Here is a 17,842-nt window from a genome sequence, read left to right on the forward strand (position 1 = left end):
AATTTTCGTTGGGTGTTATTTATTTTTTTACGGGTATAAACTGTATTTCAAATAATTTCATCAATTCCTCACCTTCTATTTTCAATGGTTTCAGGGTGAGTTTGTGCTCCCCTTCGGGTATACTGACCGTTCCGATCTCCTTCGTAATTATTTCCCCATCTGACGGATCTACTTCTTTTTCGATACGGGTATCGCCCAGGGTCAGGGAATACCTTCCTCCTCCATCCGTAGTATATTTGACCTCTATCCTGTATTCCGCAGCCTGGTGGAGACGAAAATCCCAGCTCAGAGACTGGTTCTTATCCTGCCATCCGTATACGTAATAGCGGTGGGGCTTTCCGTCACCGAACTTAAATCCGTCGCCGTGCAATCCGGCATCGAAAGCCAGTAAACGGTTTGGTGCGGCGGCAGAAAGCAAACGGGGCACCTTTTTTATCGTTGTATTTTCTCCTGTTTCCAGGACAATGACCGTATTCACCTTATCCGGCATAGCGGCGGGGGTTTTTACGATCATGTCCGTAGCCCCGGATGTTTCGGTCGTCAGTTTTTTTGAGGGCGAAGCCAGCAGGCGTGCCTTCCGGATCTTTCCCCCCAGTCCTCCCACTACGAGTTTTCCGTCACGGGGCCAGCGGAATACGTGCAGGTATATCTTATCGCCTTTTTGTGTGGTCACTCCCCAGTTTTGCAGTGGTAAACCGGAAGGGGCGGCCCCGTAAATGCTCTCCCCGTTTTTGTGCATCCACTTTCCTATGCTGTCCAGGATGACTTTATCTCTTGGATCAAAAGCACCGTTGCCCATAGGGCCGATATTCATCAGTAAATTTCCTCCTTCGGACACGGCTTTGGCCAGTAAACGGATAAAAAAGCCTGCCGGTTTGTGGCTGGTGTCGTACTTAGAATAGCCATAGGATTCATTGGTGGTGGGAATGGCTTCCCAATCGCCTTCAACGGGGAAGAACTCCGCCGGCCGGTCTGCGGTGTTCTTATAGTCGCCGAAATTGGTTTGGGCACTCCTCACCAGGCGGCCGTTGACCACCACATCCGGATCGGTTTCCCGAATAGCCCGGAGTATCCTGATATTTTCGGACAGGGGCAGCTTATGCGGGGTGTCAAACCAGAGGATGTCCGGGTGATATTTTTTGATAAGCTCTTTGATCTGGGGGATCGCTTTTTCATTGACATATTTAACGGCTTTCGGCACCAGTTCCGGGTGTTCGTCATACCAGTAACGCCCGCCGTATAGGTTCTTGTCCCCCCCGGGGTTTTGATATTCCCAGTCATTGCCCGGGGCGTCGGGATGTTCCCAGTCAAAGGCATGGGAATAATAGAAACCGAACTTTATACCGTTTTTTTTACAGGCTGCCGCCAGCTCCGCAAGAGGATCGCGTTTAAAAGGGGTACGATCTGTAATATTAAAATCCGATACCTCCGAGCTGTACATGGCAAAACCGTCGTGATGCTTGGCGGTGATGACAAAATATTTCATTCCTGCACGCTTTGCGGTTTTTATCCAGGTTTCGGCATCGAACGCTACGGGATTAAAACGCCCTGCAAGCTCCTGGTATTCGGCCCTGGATATCTTTTCCTTTCGCATCAGGTGTTCGGCATAACCGCCTACTTTCTTTCCTTTCCATTCCCCGCCGGGAAGGGAATACACTCCCCAGTGAATAAACATTCCGAAACGGGCTTCGCGCCACCATTTTATACGGTCGTTCCGGGTTTCCATGGATTGGGCCCACCAGCCGTTTACAGCCCTATTTATGGCCGTCCGGTCTCGGATTTTAGGGTCGTTGTACATTTGACCGTCTTCATCTCCGGCCGTTCCCTGATCCTGTTGGGCCGATAACGGGCAAAGACAACCGAGCATTATAAAAATGACGAATGTGATATATGGGTTTTTCTTTTTTCTCATGCCTAAATTCTCTGATTACCCGTGCTTATTCATCCATATCAGCGGATGGCGTACAGGAAGGTTACGGATCACTTCTTCTACCTGCGGATCATGGTCCAGTTCCTTCCAGGTACCCAACCAATCCCGGTTATTGAATTCCATGGCCCCGAAAACCAGGAAAGGGTGCGCTACGGGCCATTCGTCCCAATACATGGCATCGGGCTTAAAATACCAGCGCGACTTATCGGCCACATAGGGGTACAGGTATTCTATCCCTTTTTTTATCGACCTGCCGTCCGGGGTCCTGTAATGCCAGAGATCCTCCCCGGGTTCTGACAATATGAGACATACCATGACCATGGCATCCAGGTTAAAGAGGGAATACCCGTAGGCCTTTGTCCTCCCTATTTCGCAGGGAAAACTCCCGTCTTCCGCCATCTGTTCGGGCAACAATACCTTTTTATACCGCTCCCTGCAGAAGTCCAGTATCTCTTTATTGCCGGTAAGCCTGGCAAAAGATGCAGCCTGCATGACCCAACAGGTCCCGTGGTTGTTCTCCTTGTTCATTTCCTCTTTGCCATAAGGATGGGTAGTAAGCCATTCGAGATAATCCGAAAACCATTTTTTCACCCCGGCCAGTGTTTCCTTATCCAGCGTTCCGGCACCTTCCATGCACCTGACCCCCTGGGCCACTTCCATCAACTGGATGGCATCGATAATGCCTATGCCCCGCCCGGTTACCCTTCCATGGATGGCCTGGGAACATTTCAGGTGCGGATTCATCCTGGTAGCGGGATCTGTAAACCATGCCTTAAGGTGTACAACGGCCTGCGCTACATATTTTTCGTTCCCCGTGATCTTGTAGGCCGAAGCCAGGGCACCTATGATCTTGCTAAAGCGGATCATCGCCTGCCTGTGGGCCACAAAATTGTCCGGATTGGTCATTCCGTCCTTTTGTATGTAGGGACCGTCCGGGTTTTCCGGGTCGGGCCACCAGTAATCCCCTTCCGAATAAAAATCGTGTTTGCTGCCTGCACTCCTGGGAGAAGTTTCGGCAGTTACCGTTACCGGTTCTTCTTCCATTGCCCATCGGGCTTCTTTCAGTACCTGTCCGTGTAACACCTCTTCGGCTTCCCTGTACCAGGAAGCCTGCTTTTCTTTCCGGGAACAGGCAAGGGTCATTATAATTGTTGCGATCAGTATTGTACTTTTTTTTATTTTCACCTTAATTCTGAGATTTATGCTCCAATGCCTGTCCTGAACCTGCCTGCGCTGAGTGCAGTCGAAGTGTCGAAAGGCTTGCATCGGAAATGCACTTATCATTTGTTTTATTTGAATACCTCATGTTCCGATAGTTATCGGTATGCCCTGAGGTCTTTAGCTATCAATTTTTATTTTTTGTTTCTCCCGTCATAAACCGCCAGCTTACTTTGCCTATGGTATTCGGTTTTCCTCTTTCGGGTCGGGAAATGCTTCCTTTCCATTTTCCATTGGTTTGTTTCCGGGTACGTATTTCCCGGAAGGTGTATGCTCCTTTTTCATAATCAAAGGTCTCCCCGTCATCGTCATACAGTAAATAATATCCCTGTTTTTCGCCGTAGTGGCGTATTTCGATATCGGTCTTTTCACCTGTGGCCGGGGCGTGTAGCCTGGCAGGCATCATCGGGATGATCCCGCCATCCTTCACATATACCGGGATCCTTTCCAGTCCCGGAGCCACCGTGATCACTTCTCCGTTCCCGGCATATTCACCGGTATAAAAGTCGTACCAGTTTCCCCGGGGCAGGATGATTTTCCTGGATGTTTGTCCCGTAAACATCGGGGCCACCAAAAGGTACTCACCGGCCATATATTGGTCTTTCACTTCCTTTTTTACAGCTTCGGCATAAGGGTTTTCTTCGAGGTCGACTTCACTATCGGACAAGGTCAGCGCTTTAGGTTGCTGCTGAAAACCTTCTTCAAGGTCCATGGCACGGAACGGCGGGGTCCCGTTAAAGTGATATTTGGCAAATTCTGTGTACCAATAGGGCATCATCCGCATTCTGAGCAAGGCCATTTGTTTTACCTCATCTGCGACCTCCGGAAAAGACCAGGGCTTGGTTCCGCTGGACCATGCATTGATCATGGCCATGGGCGAAAACACTACCGACTGTATCCTTCTTAACCATTCTTCGGCTGTTTTGGAAGCACGGGCCTCAGGGGTCCACAAAACACCACTGAAACCACTGTTTATCAAGGCGGTTATAAAATCTTCGTGATTGTAATAATCGTTGTAAATGACATAAGGGAATGAAGTCCCGCCTCCGTTGGAAGCTCTTACCAGGCCGTAGGTACGGGTATTCTTTTCGCGAAAAAGCGCTGCACTCTGTTTTTGTACCAGCAAACCATAGGTCTGACGCATCTGTTCTGCACTGTGCCCTGAAGGAAACCGGGTTACATCGGGCCAGAGGTAACGGTCATAGCCATCCACTTCATCTATTTTGTACCCGCTGACCCCGATATCCACATGCTTTTTCCGGAACTGTCCCCAAAAGACCTTCCCTGCTTCCGGGATACTGAGATCGGGGACTATCCCCGCCCATACGGTATGGGAGGCCGTATAGGGCAGAATATCTTTATAAACCGGGGATTCGGGAGATACATAAGGGTTTACCCATAAATTCACCTTTACGCCCTTGTCGCTCAATTCCCGGACAAATTTTTCCGGTTGCGGGAACCTTTCCCTATCCCATTCAAAAGTATTGGGATAGGCTTTGCTCTGCCAGCCCGGTTCCAGGCCTATAAAATCCAGCGGGAAACCTTTTTTTTCAAAGGCATTTGCTTCATCGGTCACCTGCCGGTCCGTATAGAGTTTGTGCACGCGCTGGGTAAACCCGAGTCCCCAGCGGGGAGGCAAAGGCCCTCCGCCGGTAAAGAGATTATACCTGCGTACTGCATCAAGGGGTGTAGGCCCGGCAAAGAGATAAACTTCCACTCCTGCGGAGGGGACCAGTATTTCCACCGCATCGGAGTACGGTCTGGAAGTCCAGTTTTCATCCGTATTCCTGTCTCTGGCCACAGGGGCATTCTTACTGTCCTTTCTGGCGGCCGACCCGGCATAGACCTCTATATACCTGGCGGAATTAACAAACACGCCATAGCCTTCGGAGGACACATAAAAAGGTACCGGGGCATGGGTCCTGCCGTCATCCCTGCCACCATAATGGTCCACGTGCAAACGAAGTATCTGTCCCCGTTGGTGTACCGTTTTGAACTGCAGGCCGAAACCGTATACCTGCTCTTCCTTTTCCAGCGGAAACCGCAAAGAAGTTTTTCCATCGGCGACATTGCCGTTTATTTCTTCCCTGTTCAGCGGAAAGACCGTTTTATCCATTTGTGACAAAGCCCCTTTCTTAGGAAGGCAACCGGCTGCTTTTAACAGGTCGTAATCTTCAGGGTTCCCCACGACAGTTTTCCATACCCCGGGGGCCACTTCCGTCCATTGCGGGGACTGTCCCTTTAACACGGCAGCGTGCCCGAAGAACAATACGGCAAGTACCCATATTTTCAAATGCTTTTTTCCGTTCATCAGTTTCGGTTGTTATTTGGCATTTCAGTCTCAGTCAACAGAGCCTGTTTTCATCTTTTTCTTTCCTCCCCGGTTGACATTCTCCACTTTTCCTTTCACCCTGACTTCGATCACCGAGGCAATGGCGTCCGGGGCCTGACGGGGTATTTCTACGATTAAGCCATTTTCCCCGTTCTTTGTTTTGAGCGGTTCCCCATCGGCCAGTAAGCTGGCGGAACCAACAGGGTTCTTTAATCCCGGTATCTCCAGTTTTCCCGTATCCGGCCAATCAAAGACCGTAGCATAAATCACGGTTTCCCCTTGATTCTCTTTAACCGTATAGCGCCCCCAGTCGACTGCAGGCAAGGGGCTGGCTTTTGTTGCGTAAACCGCTTCTCCGTTTGTGTCCATCCATTTTCCTATAGTCTTCAAACGTTCCACGCTTGCCACAGGAAAGGTACCATCGGGTTTGGGCCCGATGTTCAACAGGTAATTCCCTCCTTTGGAAGCGATATCTACCAGGTTACGGATCAAGGTCTCTGCAGATTTCCAATCCGTATCCGACGTCCTGTACCCCCAGGTGTGGTTCATGGTCATACAGGTTTCCCAGTCCCTGCCGTCCAGTTCTTCGGCACCGGGGATTTTTTGTTCCGGAGTTCCGGTATCTCCGGGGAAGTTTGGTCTTTTTAACCTGTCGTTGGTAATAATCTGTGGCTGGAGTTTCAGGAGTTCCTGTAATTTCAGTGCGGTTTCGTCGGTCATACCCACCGGGGTATCCCACCAGAGTACGGCTATGTCCCCGTAATTGGTAAGCAACTCCCTTACCTGTGGTATGGCAACCCTGTCTATGTATTGTTCAAAAGTGGCTTCTTCCTGTCTTGGGTCCCAATGCCCTTTATGGGCTTTTGTATAGGTGTCGATCCTGGTACTATCGGGATTAGGCCAGCCTTCCTTCATCTTTTTCCGGGCTACTGTACCTCCCGGATTGTTCCAGTCCTGTGCCTGGGAATAGTAGAACCCGAGTTTTATGCCATATTTCCGGCAGGCATCCGCGAGGGGTTTCAGCACATCTTTTCCATAAGTGGTCCAGTCTGCAATATTGAACGGGCTCGCTTCCGATTTGAACATGGCAAAACCGTCGTGGTGTTTGGCAGTAATGACAATATATTTCATCCCGGCATCCCTGGCCGTTCGCACCCATTCGTCCGCGTTGTAATTAACAGGGTTGAACCCTCTTGCCCTTTCCTGGTATTCCGCAACGGGAATTTTGCAGCGGTTCATGATCCATTCGGCCCCGCCCCTGGCCTGTTCATGTCCTTTATAGACCCCGCCCCACTGGGAATATACACCCCAGTGGATAAACATGCCGAAACGGGCTTCGCGCCACCATTGCATACGTTCGTCTTTCGGGATTTCCTGGGCAAAAAGGTTCGGAGCCATAAGTGCCATACATATCCCCAGAAGAATTTTTTGTTTTATTTTCATATGGTTTGTTTTTGAGGTCCGAAGTCCGGCGTCCGGTGTCCGAAGTATATTTACTTCTGACTTCGGGCTTCCGACTTCCGACTATTTCATCGTTTTCCGGTTTGCAAACTATCGATCTGTTCTTTTTTATTTGTTAGTTCGACAGGCTCACTATAAATTTTAATAGGTCAGCACTTGTCCCGATAACATCGGGATGCAATGCCCAAAGAACATTTTCGGTTGGTTTGAAAATTTTGTTAACGGGTATTTCATGTTCGGTTATTTTGTCGGTTAATTTACTCGTCTTTTATTGGTATTACAGTATATGTCTTTCCGGCCCGGGTCATAAAATCGATGGTATATCCTTCGGGCATTTCCATACTTGTCCGTTCCGTTTTTGAATTGTTTACAAATTCCGGGGGGCTATCCGTCTGAAGCAGGGGATTGGAATTGGGACCGGTGGCTTCCCAATATTCCGTTTCCTTTATTTTTACGGGAACAGCGGTGTGCAACCTGCAATTACCCCCCAGCCCCGAGCGGATCTTTGCTTCCCGGAGCATACCGTCCTGCCAGGCCATATCCACTTCAAAATTACCACGGGCCTTAATTCCCCTGATATATCCGGATTTCCACATACCGGGTAAGGCCGGCAACAAACTTATTTCTCCTTCATGGCTTTGCATCAGCATTTCGGTTATTCCGGAGGTCACCCCAAAATTACCGTCTATCTGAAACGGCGGATGTGCGTCAAATAAGTTGGGATATGAGCCACCACTGTTGTCTTCGACGCTAATTTCTTTTTCCCTCGTAAGGAACAACTGCTTATTCAACATGGTGCAGGCATGGTCCCCGTCCTTGAGGCGGGCCCACCAGTTGATCTTCCATGCCTTTGACCAGCCCGTACCCCCGTCGCCCCGCATGAGCAGGCTTTTTCTGGCCGCCGCCGCAAGTTCGGGTGTATGCCGGGGGGAAATAAGCGCGGCAGGATGTAGCGCATAGAGGTGGGACAGGTGCCTGTGGGCGTCATCCGGGTCGTCCCAGTCCTTATACCACTCCTGTAACTGGCCGTATTTTCCTATTTGAAAGGGATATAACTGCTGTAAAGCGGACTTTAATTCTCCGGCAAAGGCTTCGTCCCCGCGCAATACCTCTGCCGCACGTATGGTATTGTTGAACAGGTCACGGATAATTCCCATATCCATGGTAGATGCCACACTTACGGAACCTGTCCTTTCCCCGTTTACCCGGAAAGCGTTCTCCGGGGATGTGGAGGGATTGGTCACCAGCCGTCCCTGCGCATCTTTCACGAGCCAGTCCAGCATAAACCGTGCAGCACCTTTCATAAGGGGATATGCTTTTTCTTCCAGAAAGGCCTTATCACCGGTATACAGGTAATGTTCCCATAAATGACGGGAAAACCATCCACCGCTCATAGGCCATATGGCCCACCGGGGCTGGGCCCTGGGATCTCCCCAATCGGCACCGCCGGCAGGTGAGGAAATGGCCCATATGTCGGAATTGTGATGGGCTGTCCATCCTCCTGCCCCGTAATTGACCGCCGCCGTTTCCCTGCCATTTTCCGCAAGCTCTTCTATAAAATCGAACAAGGGGGAACCGCATTCGCCCAGATTGGCCGGTTCGGAAGGCCAGTAATTCATTTCCGTATTGATATTCACCGTGTAATTGGAGCCCCAGGGCGGTTGCATCTTGTCGTTCCATATGCCCTGCAGGTTAGCCGGAGGCCCTCCTTTTCTTGATGAGGCTATCAGCAGATAACGTCCGTACTGGTACAACAATGTGGTCAACTGGGGATCAATGTGCCCTCCTGTCTCCGTATATCGTTTTAACCTTACATCCGTAGGATCGTAAGCAAGGGAGTCCATCCCCAGGTACAGTTCTACCCTGTTAAAAAGGCCCTGATAATCTTTGAGGTGTTCCTGCAATAACTGTGCATATGTTTTTCCTTTGGCCAGTTCCAGGTGTTTTTCCGCTTCTGCTCCCGGCTCTTTTCCTTCCGTAACAGGGGATTTATGAGGTCCGTTAAAACTGGTCCCTACGGAAAGGAGCAATACTACTTCCGAAGCATCATGTATCCGGATACCCGTACTGTCCGATCTTACTTCCCCGTCCTCGGCCCTTGCCTGCAAATGGACCTCATAACTTATGGCTTCCTCCCCATCATCATATACTACCTGCTTTTCTTCATAAGGCCTATGGGCCACAAAAGAGGGACACCTGCCTTTAAGGACAATATGATTATCCTCTTTTGCAAAAATCGTATGCGGCATGGGGTTGTCAAAACGTGTGGAGAACGAAATACTTCCCGGTTTGTCGGCTTTTATCCGCATGACCAGTAATTGTCCCGGGTAGCTACTGAAAACCTCTCTTGTATACGTCACATCCCCCTGGGTGTACGTAGTTCTGGCAACAGCGGTATTCAGGTCCAGTTCGCGGCTGTAATCCGTAGTTTCCCCTACGGGCTTATTGTCCAGAAAAAGATTGCCCAGGGTAAGATAGCGGGCACTGTAAGGGCCCATCATTTTCCTGGCCAGTTCATCTCCTTTTACATAGTCTTCTTCAAAAAGCGCCTTTCGTATCTCCGGAAGGGTTTCTTTTGCCCCGGGGTTATTGGTGTCCCGGGGGCCACCGGACCAGAGTGTGGCTTCGTTGAGCTGTAATTGTACGGTGTCCGTACCGCCAAAGGCCATCGCCCCGATACGGCCGTTTCCTACCGGGAGTGCTTCTTCCCAGGCTTCTGCGGGATGATCGTACCACAGCCTTAGAGGAGGTGTTTCCATACCTTCTCCTTTTCTCTGGCAGGACAGGCAGAGGCACAAGATGATTCCTGTTATGTATATTCCAGTTGCTCTCATCATTCCGTATGTATACCTTTTAATATGTCTTTTTTATCTCCGAGGTAAAGGAAAGCCGAAGGTATTTTTTCCGACCGGACACCAATAACGCTCGATCCCCCATTGGTGCGGACCTTTATCATCGCTCTTCCGTTATATAACTGTACTTTACGCGAACCGGAAGATGTGCCCTGGTTATCCATCAACTCCCCGTCTCCCGTAAGGGAAAACCGTATAAACTCATCTGCATCCGGGCAGAACACCCCGTTTTTATCATATGCCCTGGCGCAAACGGTGACCACACCATTTTCTTCTTTTTCCTTTTGCAGTTCAAAATGGTCGGGGGCTCCCCATTTTTCGGTCTGATATTCAAAGGAGATATGGTCTGTCACCACTTCCTTTCCTTTTTTGGCAATTACCTTTACTTCGTTCTTCCCTGTCACGGGTTCGACCATCCATCTCAGGCCTGCAGCGGGAAAATCCCGGCTGTCCCTTTTTTTAACGCCGTAGCTCTTTCCGTTGAAGAACAGTTCGGCTTTATCGCAGTTGGAATAGACTTTAATCATTTTCCGCTCTCCTTCATCCCCCCATCTTACGGGCCAGGTATGCCCGTAAATATGTGCCATAGGCTTATCGGTCCAGTAGGACTGGAAAACGAAATAGGATTCTTTTTTCTCAAAATCGCGTTCCACCACACCTTTCTGGTTTACGTAAGGAACGGGATTATCCGGCCGGACCGGGGTGGAAAAATCTTTGAACGGCCAGTATGCCGTCCCTGTCAGCCAGGGCATGGTTTCCTGTTCTTTCAAATGCCAGTCTATGAGGTTGCAGATATAGCTTTCGCTCCAGTCACCGTCCTTCGACACCCGGGCAGCCCCGCCATACAGGGAAGCATCGCCCTCCCTTTCATCTGCTCCTTTGCCGGTGGGGATCTCACTCAACACCTTATCGGGGGTTTCGGAATGTCTTCGCGCATGGCTGTCCCCTCCCCACTCCACATGGAGAAAGTGATCTACTTTTTCAAATTCTTCACGCGATACTTTTTTGTATTCGGTATAAATGCCCCGGTACCACCCGGCCCAGATGGAAGGCGAATAAACATCGACAATATCCTTGCAGAAGTCACACCGGCGTATGGCCGTTTTTCGCGACGGGTCGAGCGTATGGGAAAGATCGTTAAGTTCTGTCATAAACGCCCTGATCTTTGCCTTGTCGAATTCCGGGAAATCCCCGGGCCAGTCGTTTTCATTACCCAACCCCCAGATAATTACGGAAGGGTGATTGTAATGCTGTTCTATCATATTGGTAAGCATTCGCCTGGCCTGTTGTTTATAAATTTCTCCTCCCAGGCCGCCCCGGCACCAGGGGATCTCTTCCCAGACCAGGATCCCGAGGCTGTCGCACAGGTTGAGAATGGTACGGGACTGCTGGTAATGCCCGAGGCGGATAAAATTAACGCCCATTTCTTTCATCAGCAGCATTTCTTCACGCATTTGTTCGTCGGTCATGGCATTGGCCACCCCGGCATGGTCTTCGTGGCGGTGTGTTCCCCGAAGCAGCAGTCTTTCCCCGTTTAATCTGAACGGCCCGTTTTTTACAAATTCAAAGTGGCGAAAACCTATTTTTTCGGTATGGCGTGAAGTTCCTCCCGGGGACTTTACCTCTATTTTTACCGTATACAGGGCGGGGGTTCCGGGCGACCACAATTCGGGCTTTTTTACCGCGGTTTCCCACAGCGGTGTTCTTTCATCCGAAGATCGCAGGTCCCCTTCATGGCTGCCTATCAATTTTCCTTGCGGGTCCAGCAGTTGTATATGAAATTTTGCACCCCCAATGGCCGACGGGTCATAGAACCTGGCCCGAATACTGAGTTTTCCTTCCCTTCCCTTTTCATCCACTCCGGCAGATGCAAAAACCCGGTCAACGGATATTCCGGGGACATATACCAGGTTCAGGTACCTGTATATTCCGCCGTAAAGGTTAAAGTCTGACAGGTCCGAAGGGATCAATTCCACGTCCCTGGAATTGTCGCACCGGATGATCAGGGGGATTTTTCCATCAAACCGCGTTCGGAATTCTTCTGTTTGCTTAAATGCTTCTACGGCTTCGGTGATATCTACCGTCCACTCATCATACCCTCCGACATGTTCCCCTACTTTGGTCATGTTTATATATACTTCGGTTTTCTGACCCGCTCCTTCAAAATGAAGCAATGTACGCCCTTTCTCAAACGGGTTGGCTATATCCAACGCTGTCCTGTACCAACCGGGGCCCTGGTAATAGTTTACGTCCGGGTCTACGGCATCTTCCGCATTAAAACTATGCGGTAACGAGACCGGCTCCCAAAAGGGAACTGTTTCGGGCCTTCCTTTTTCCGCAGGCCTCACAGCTTCCCATATACCGCCGAGGTCGGATCTCAGGAATTCCCATCCCTCATTTAACCTGACCTTATTATCCTGCTGGGCCATACCGGGGATACCGAAAAAAATAGTCACGATTACAAAAATGTACAATAAGCGGGTCATGAATCTAAATTTAAAGATTAAACATCTCAGGTTCCGTTTTTTCTGCAAAGGGTCTATGGTACAGGTTCAATGAAACCATTAAACACGTGTATTATACCGTTAGTGGATTGGATGTTACTGGTCCTGGCTTCAATAAACCGGGGGGTAAAAGGAATGTCGTTTACCCTGAGCTTGGAGTTCCTGGCATTCATGATCTTCATATATGCCTTATTATTCTCACTGTTCAGCAGGGTTGCGACCTCCGTATTTTCCGGTGTCAGGTTATCATAGGAATACGATCCTTCTATAATATGGTACAGAAAAAAATCCCTTACGTCCTCTACAGCGTAATCTTCCCATCCTGCCGCCGGTTCCCCGTTCACTTTATGGTATCCGAAATAACAGTCCTCGTTAACCGTGCCATCTACATTATACCGGAGAATGGCTTCGTTGGCCAGGAACAGGAAAGTCCTGTCCGGTTTACTGTATTCTTCCGTAAGCCCGGCATATTCTATACCTTGTTGCATAAGCTGAAACAGGGTGTCCTGCCTGGACAAATAGAGAAATTCCGAGGCGGTCATGTCTATTTCAGGGTCCAGGACATGATAATCATAAGGTTCGTCTTCCTGCAGGTCGAGGCCGGCCACTTCACAGCCGGTGAATATTGTAATACTTGCTATAACAAGTATTCCCTGGAGTATATACAGATATTTTTTCATCGTTCTAAATTTTATCTTGAATAGGGTGGATTCTGTTCCAAATTGGGATTTTCGTTCAGGGCATCCCTGCTAATGGGAAATAAAATGAAACCGGGATCTCCGAAACCGATCACATTTATCTGTCTGTCTTCCTGCCTTTGACGAAGCAGGGGGTCCATCACTTCCACAACTTTCCCGGTCCTCCTGAGATCGAACCATCTTTTTCCTTCGGCAAACAGCTCGAACTGTCTTTCCTTGAGAATAGCGTTTTCCAGTTCTTCTTTATTGGCAAACATATCTGCCGTTACCGGGTCCAGGCCTGCTCTTATCCGGATATCATTCAACAGGGAGACCGCTTCGGAAGTATTGTCCAACTGGTTAAAAGCCTCCGCGCGTAACAGCATCATATCCGAGAGCCTGTAAAGGGAGTTCCTCACTTCGGCCTGGTTAGCCGGAGGTAATGCAGAGGCCACCAGGCCGTCGGGGGCGGGGGGGTAATATTTCCAGATGTCCTGCACTGCCCCGGTAGACACTGCTTCCAGGGTGTCGTAGGTGAGATACCTCCTGAAATCGTTTTCCTGTTGCTGCCATTCACTGAGCAGGTTCAGGTCCAGAATAAAAGGGCTTGTATTGGTTGACGAACCAATCCTGGCTGCCAGGGCGTTAGACCCGTCTTCTTCAAAAGACCAATACATACTCCATATCGCCTCATCCGAATTGGCAGGGTCCGTAAAGACCATTTTCCACTCATCGGGCCCCTGGGCCAGGGAGTACCGGTCCAAAGCCAGTAACCGGTCCGAACTTTCCAGGGCTTCCTGATAGTTTTGCTGCCACATATAGGCCTCGGTAAGCATGCATAAAATACCACCGGTATTTATTTCGTATACATTGATATTGTTCGGGTCTACGAGTTCCAACGCGATGTTGAGGTCTTCAATTACACTTTGTAGCACTTCTTCCGCGGCGGTGCGTTGCGGCTTAAAGTCCCTGTCGGTGACCGGTTCTAACATGAGAGGTATTCCGCCCCATACCTTTGTTCCCAGAAAATGGCTGTAAGCCCTCATAGCATAGGCCTGTCCCAGAAAGTTGTTCTTTGCAGCCTCGCTAATCTCCCCCCCGGTAATAAGGGGCAGGTTCTTAATAGCCAGATTAGCCCTGTTGATGGTAGCATACAATTGATCCCAATTGACCTCTCCCATATCTGCCGTAAGGCCGTTCAGTGCAAAATTGATGGATGTAATACCGGTTCCGCCATTGGTAAAATTATCGGACCTGGCCTCTCCCCATTCTATATACCTGGAACTTATAACGCCCTGTATACCGTCGTACATACCTGCTATTCCGGCACGAATATCATCTTCTGTCTGCCAGAAATTGTCTGCGGAGAGTTCGGATTCCGGCTGCTGGTCCAAAAAACTTTCACAGGATGCCGCAACTAAAGCTGCCGTACACACTAAAAACAGAAATATTTTTTTCATGTCTAAATGCTTTTAAAAGTTAATATTCAAACCTAACCCCATTTGCCTGCTCCTCGGATAACGTCCGTTATCTTCCCCCATAGAGAGAGGGCTTCCCATCGGGATCTCCGGATCGTACCACAGATAATTTGTCCAGGTCAGCAAATTATTTCCGTACAGATACACGCTCAATCCGTCCATTTTCAGTTTCTCGGCAATAACGGGATTGAGTTTATAGGTGAGCTTAACGTTTCTCAGCCTTATGAAAGACCCGTCTTCCAGGAAATAGCTGTTAAGCTCCTGCATATTCCCCATTCTGCTGGCATCAGGAACCTTCGGCACACGTGTAATATCCCCGGGATTCTCCCAGGCATCACGGATTATATATTTATCGGGGGTGAGGTTTGTGCCGTTAAATGTGCTCTGATTCCTTCTTCCCCGGTTGTAGATGGTGTTGCCCCATTGTACATAGACATTAAAAGAGAAGCTGAAACTTTTATAATCAAACTGATTATAAATGCCTGCAATAAATTTCGGTTGGGCATTGGCCAGCACTACCCTGTCCTTATCATCGATAATATCGTCTTCACCGTTCGTATTCTGCCAGATAACATCTCCTCCCCCCGATACTCCCCCGGGCGTTCTGAGCTGTTTTATTTCTCCGCCATAAGGCTGGCCGTCGAGCAGGTACTGCCCCGAAAATTCCCCGTTGTTAAAGACTGGTTCCAGCATCTGCCAGTCCGGGGTATAGGCATTGGATTCATCATACCGGTACACTCCCAGATTCTTCCATCCGTAGAAATCGCCTAATCTGCCTCCCTCTTCGAGATACCATCTGCCGTTGGGTGTCAAAGGGATGCCATCATAAAGTTTCAAGACCTTATCCTTATTGAATGACATATTATAGGAAAGGTTCCAGGTAAATTTCTCATTCCTTACGGGATACGTATTTATGGCAAATTCAAATCCTTCATTCTGAATGGAACCTATATTGACCCTTGTAGAGGTATAACCGACCTCTCCGGGCAATGGAGCGCTGTAAAGGAGATCTTCGGTGGTCTTTTTATAATAATCGGCCACAAAATTGATACGGTTCTTCAAAAAGGTCAGGTCAATCCCCACATTAAATTGCTTTGTGGTCTCCCAACTCAGTTCGCTGTTCCCTAAAGAACTGGAGGGTACGATACCCAATACGCCGTTGTAATAATTATTTCCGAAGGTATACCTGTCCAGGGCATCGTAATTGCCTATCCTCTCATTTCCCGTTTCCCCGTAACTGGCCCTTAATTTACCATCATCGAGTATATTGGAAAGCCCCTGCATAAAGGACTCGTCCGAAAACCTCCATCCTACGGATGCGGAGGGAAATGTTCCCCAGCGATTTTCCTTACCGAACCTGGAAGAACCGTCGCGCCGGATATTGGCGTTAAAAATATACTTGCCCTTGTAACTGTATCCCAGCCTCGCGAAAATCCCTACGAGGGTGTGGGTAGACCTGTCGTTGTATATATCGGAGAGTATCTTGTCCTGGATGGCATTGGTCGTTAAAATGGATTCCGAAACATAGGTATTCCCTTCTATCTGGGCCCCGTTATCCACCCATTTTTCGGCGCTCATTCCCAGTACGGCATTGATGGTGTGATCTTCATTTATGGTTTTGTCATAATTCAGGTAATTTTGCTGCATCCAGTAAATGTCGAAGCTATTGCTGTACCCTCCTGAGTTCTGCTGTAGGTCATTGCTCAGTAATTTAGGGGAAAAAAACGTATGTTCTCCATACTGTGCCCGGACATTAAAATCGGAAGTGATCTTCAGATCATCGGTAATATTAAAGGTGAGGTAATTATATACATTCGCTTCATAATATTTAAATTCATTGACATATAACAACGCCCAGGCAACAGGGTTCCTTCTCCCGCCGAGGGTCGGCGCCAGGCTTCCATCGGGAAAATAAACCTGGAAAGTAGGCGGGCGTTGCATGGCCTGCGACAGGGTCATACCTTCGTTGATCCTGTTTTCCGACTGAAAAGAGAAATTCATCCGGTTGCCGAAGGTAAGCCTGGGCGAGAGTTTAAAATCGAGATTGATCCTCGAGCGGGCACGCCTGGACCAACTGTTGATAATAATACCTTCATCACTCAAATACCCCAGGTTGGCATAATAGTTCATCTTATCGCTGGCGCCACTTACGGACAGGTCCAGCTGATGTCTCACCGCTGTACGGGTCAACATGGACTGCAGGTCGTTATCCGCATTAAAGGAAGGGTTTAAGGAGTCTGAATTCAACGATGGGATCTCTTCGCTACTGGTCCTTTTCCGATCGTATAGCCTTCTGTCGTCGGCAGTGGCCTGCGGTAATTTATGCGACAATTCACTAAACATCACATTATAGCGTACATCTATCCGTGGCTTCCCCTCCACGCCCTTTTTTGTGGTGATGATAACTACCCCGTTGGCCGAACGCGAGCCGTATATGGCTCCGGAAGCGGCGTCTTTCAGGATTTCCATAGATTGAATGTCGTTGGGATTGATCCCGTTAATATTGTCCATCGGCACTCCGTCCACCACATACAAAGGGTCCTGTCCGCCCTGGAGTGTTGCCGTACCCCTGATACGGATAGATGCTCCTCCTCCCGGCCGGGAATCCGTATTGATCTGCACTCCGGCAGCCTGTCCCTGCAGGGCATCGAATACATCTACCGGCTGGCGTTCCACTATCGATTCTTCACTGACCGAGGATATTGCCCCGGTGACATCACGTTTTTTCTGGGTACCGTAACCTATAACCACAACTTCATCCAGGTTCTGACTATCGGACTTCAGCACAACGTTTATCTCGGGCCTGTTATTTATCGGTATTTCCTGGGTTTCAAAACCCATAAAGGAAAAGACCAGCACCTCCGAACCATCCGGAACAGACAGAGCGTAATCGCCATCCGGTCCGGTCACGGTGCCTACTGCTTTTCCTTTTACTACGATATTGACCCCCATAAGAGGTATGCCGTCCTCTTCGGCGGTAATGATGCCTGAAATATTTTTCTGCTGGGCGGTCAGCGTGGTCCCGGACAGAAGGAACCAGGCCAGTACCGGAAACAGGAATAACCGCTTTAAATGGTTTCCTGTTATGCGCTCCCTCCAAACTCCCGGAGAGCGGGGTTGCATTTCGGTTGCATTTCTTCCAAACCCTATTTTCCTGGAAGAAACGGGCGATCTGTTAATCATAATGTTCTGGTTTTGGTTAAATAAGAATATTGTCCTGTATTACGAGGTATGATTTTCCTGAGGTCGAGAACCCGGTCCCTTGCCGTTCATTGGATTGTCAATAGCTGAAATATATGATCAGTAATCCCATAACGATGATCAGCGTTACCAGGAATATCTCTACCAGCCTGGTTTTTGGCTTTCTGTTTTTCATGCCTCAAATGTAGA

9 protein-coding genes are annotated in these 17,842 nt (G+C 49.1%); all 9 read right to left on the minus strand.

Features of this window, described 5'->3' with window-relative positions:
* Positions 1-19: 19 nt before the first annotated feature.
* The 9 genes from KN811_RS07785 to KN811_RS07825 all read right to left on the minus strand — a co-directional run bounded on the left by KN811_RS07785 (position 20) and on the right by KN811_RS07825 (position 17,635).
* Positions 20-1,912, minus strand: a complete 1,893-nt coding sequence (locus tag KN811_RS07785) for an alpha-L-fucosidase (RefSeq protein WP_216334759.1) — start codon at positions 1,910-1,912, stop codon at positions 20-22.
* 15 nt (positions 1,913-1,927) lie between these two features.
* Positions 1,928-3,115: an alginate lyase family protein gene (locus KN811_RS07790; protein WP_216334761.1), complete on the minus strand. Its 1,188-nt coding sequence runs from the start codon at positions 3,113-3,115 to the stop codon at positions 1,928-1,930.
* A gap of 160 nt (positions 3,116-3,275) precedes the next feature.
* Positions 3,276-5,459 carry a glycoside hydrolase family 31 protein gene (locus KN811_RS07795; protein WP_187967324.1) on the minus strand — a complete coding sequence of 728 codons (2,184 nt, stop codon included), beginning with the start codon at positions 5,457-5,459 and terminating at the stop codon, positions 3,276-3,278.
* A gap of 30 nt (positions 5,460-5,489) precedes the next feature.
* Entirely contained in the window at positions 5,490-6,923 is a 1,434-nt protein-coding gene (locus KN811_RS07800; protein WP_187967323.1) for an alpha-L-fucosidase, read from the minus strand.
* A gap of 275 nt (positions 6,924-7,198) precedes the next feature.
* A complete protein-coding gene (locus KN811_RS07805; RefSeq protein WP_216334763.1) occupies positions 7,199-9,778 on the minus strand; it encodes a glycoside hydrolase family 95 protein in 2,580 nt (859 codons plus the stop codon).
* Positions 9,775-12,279, minus strand: coding sequence for a glycoside hydrolase family 2 TIM barrel-domain containing protein (locus tag KN811_RS07810; protein WP_187967322.1), 2,505 nt, complete (start codon positions 12,277-12,279; stop codon positions 9,775-9,777). The genes KN811_RS07805 and KN811_RS07810 overlap by 4 nt, the downstream gene beginning before the upstream one ends.
* 53 nt (positions 12,280-12,332) lie before the next feature.
* Positions 12,333-12,977 carry a fasciclin domain-containing protein gene (locus tag KN811_RS07815; protein ID WP_216334765.1) on the minus strand — a complete coding sequence of 215 codons (645 nt, stop codon included), beginning with the start codon at positions 12,975-12,977 and terminating at the stop codon, positions 12,333-12,335.
* Between the two features lie 11 nt (positions 12,978-12,988).
* Positions 12,989-14,434 carry a RagB/SusD family nutrient uptake outer membrane protein gene (locus tag KN811_RS07820; protein ID WP_187964693.1) on the minus strand — a complete coding sequence of 482 codons (1,446 nt, stop codon included), beginning with the start codon at positions 14,432-14,434 and terminating at the stop codon, positions 12,989-12,991.
* Positions 14,435-14,446: 12 nt separating this feature from the next.
* The gene (locus KN811_RS07825) at positions 14,447-17,635 is read right to left on the minus strand and encodes a SusC/RagA family TonB-linked outer membrane protein (RefSeq protein ID WP_187964692.1); all 3,189 of its coding nucleotides are present in this window, start codon (positions 17,633-17,635) and stop codon (positions 14,447-14,449) included.
* Between the last annotated feature and the right edge of the window lie 207 nt (positions 17,636-17,842).

Source organism: Sinomicrobium weinanense (assembly GCF_018863395.1).
In the GTDB taxonomy this organism is placed as follows: Bacteria; Bacteroidota; Bacteroidia; order Flavobacteriales; family Flavobacteriaceae; genus Sinomicrobium; species Sinomicrobium weinanense.

Bases quoted from the DNA above. Each gene is read 5' to 3' on its own strand.
- KN811_RS07795 (WP_187967324.1), bottom strand. From the start codon at position 5,459: ATGAACGGAAAAAAGCATTTGAAAATATGGGTACTTGCCGTATTGTTC.
- KN811_RS07800 (WP_187967323.1), bottom strand. From the start codon at position 6,923: ATGAAAATAAAACAAAAAATTCTTCTGGGGATATGTATGGCACTTATG.
- KN811_RS07825 (WP_187964692.1), bottom strand. From the start codon at position 17,635: ATGATTAACAGATCGCCCGTTTCTTCCAGGAAAATAGGGTTTGGAAGA.
- KN811_RS07815 (WP_216334765.1), bottom strand. From the start codon at position 12,977: ATGAAAAAATATCTGTATATACTCCAGGGAATACTTGTTATAGCAAGT.
- KN811_RS07805 (WP_216334763.1), bottom strand. From the start codon at position 9,778: ATGATGAGAGCAACTGGAATATACATAACAGGAATCATCTTGTGCCTC.
- KN811_RS07785 (WP_216334759.1), bottom strand. From the start codon at position 1,912: ATGAGAAAAAAGAAAAACCCATATATCACATTCGTCATTTTTATAATG.
- KN811_RS07810 (WP_187967322.1), bottom strand. From the start codon at position 12,279: ATGACCCGCTTATTGTACATTTTTGTAATCGTGACTATTTTTTTCGGT.
- KN811_RS07820 (WP_187964693.1), bottom strand. From the start codon at position 14,434: ATGAAAAAAATATTTCTGTTTTTAGTGTGTACGGCAGCTTTAGTTGCG.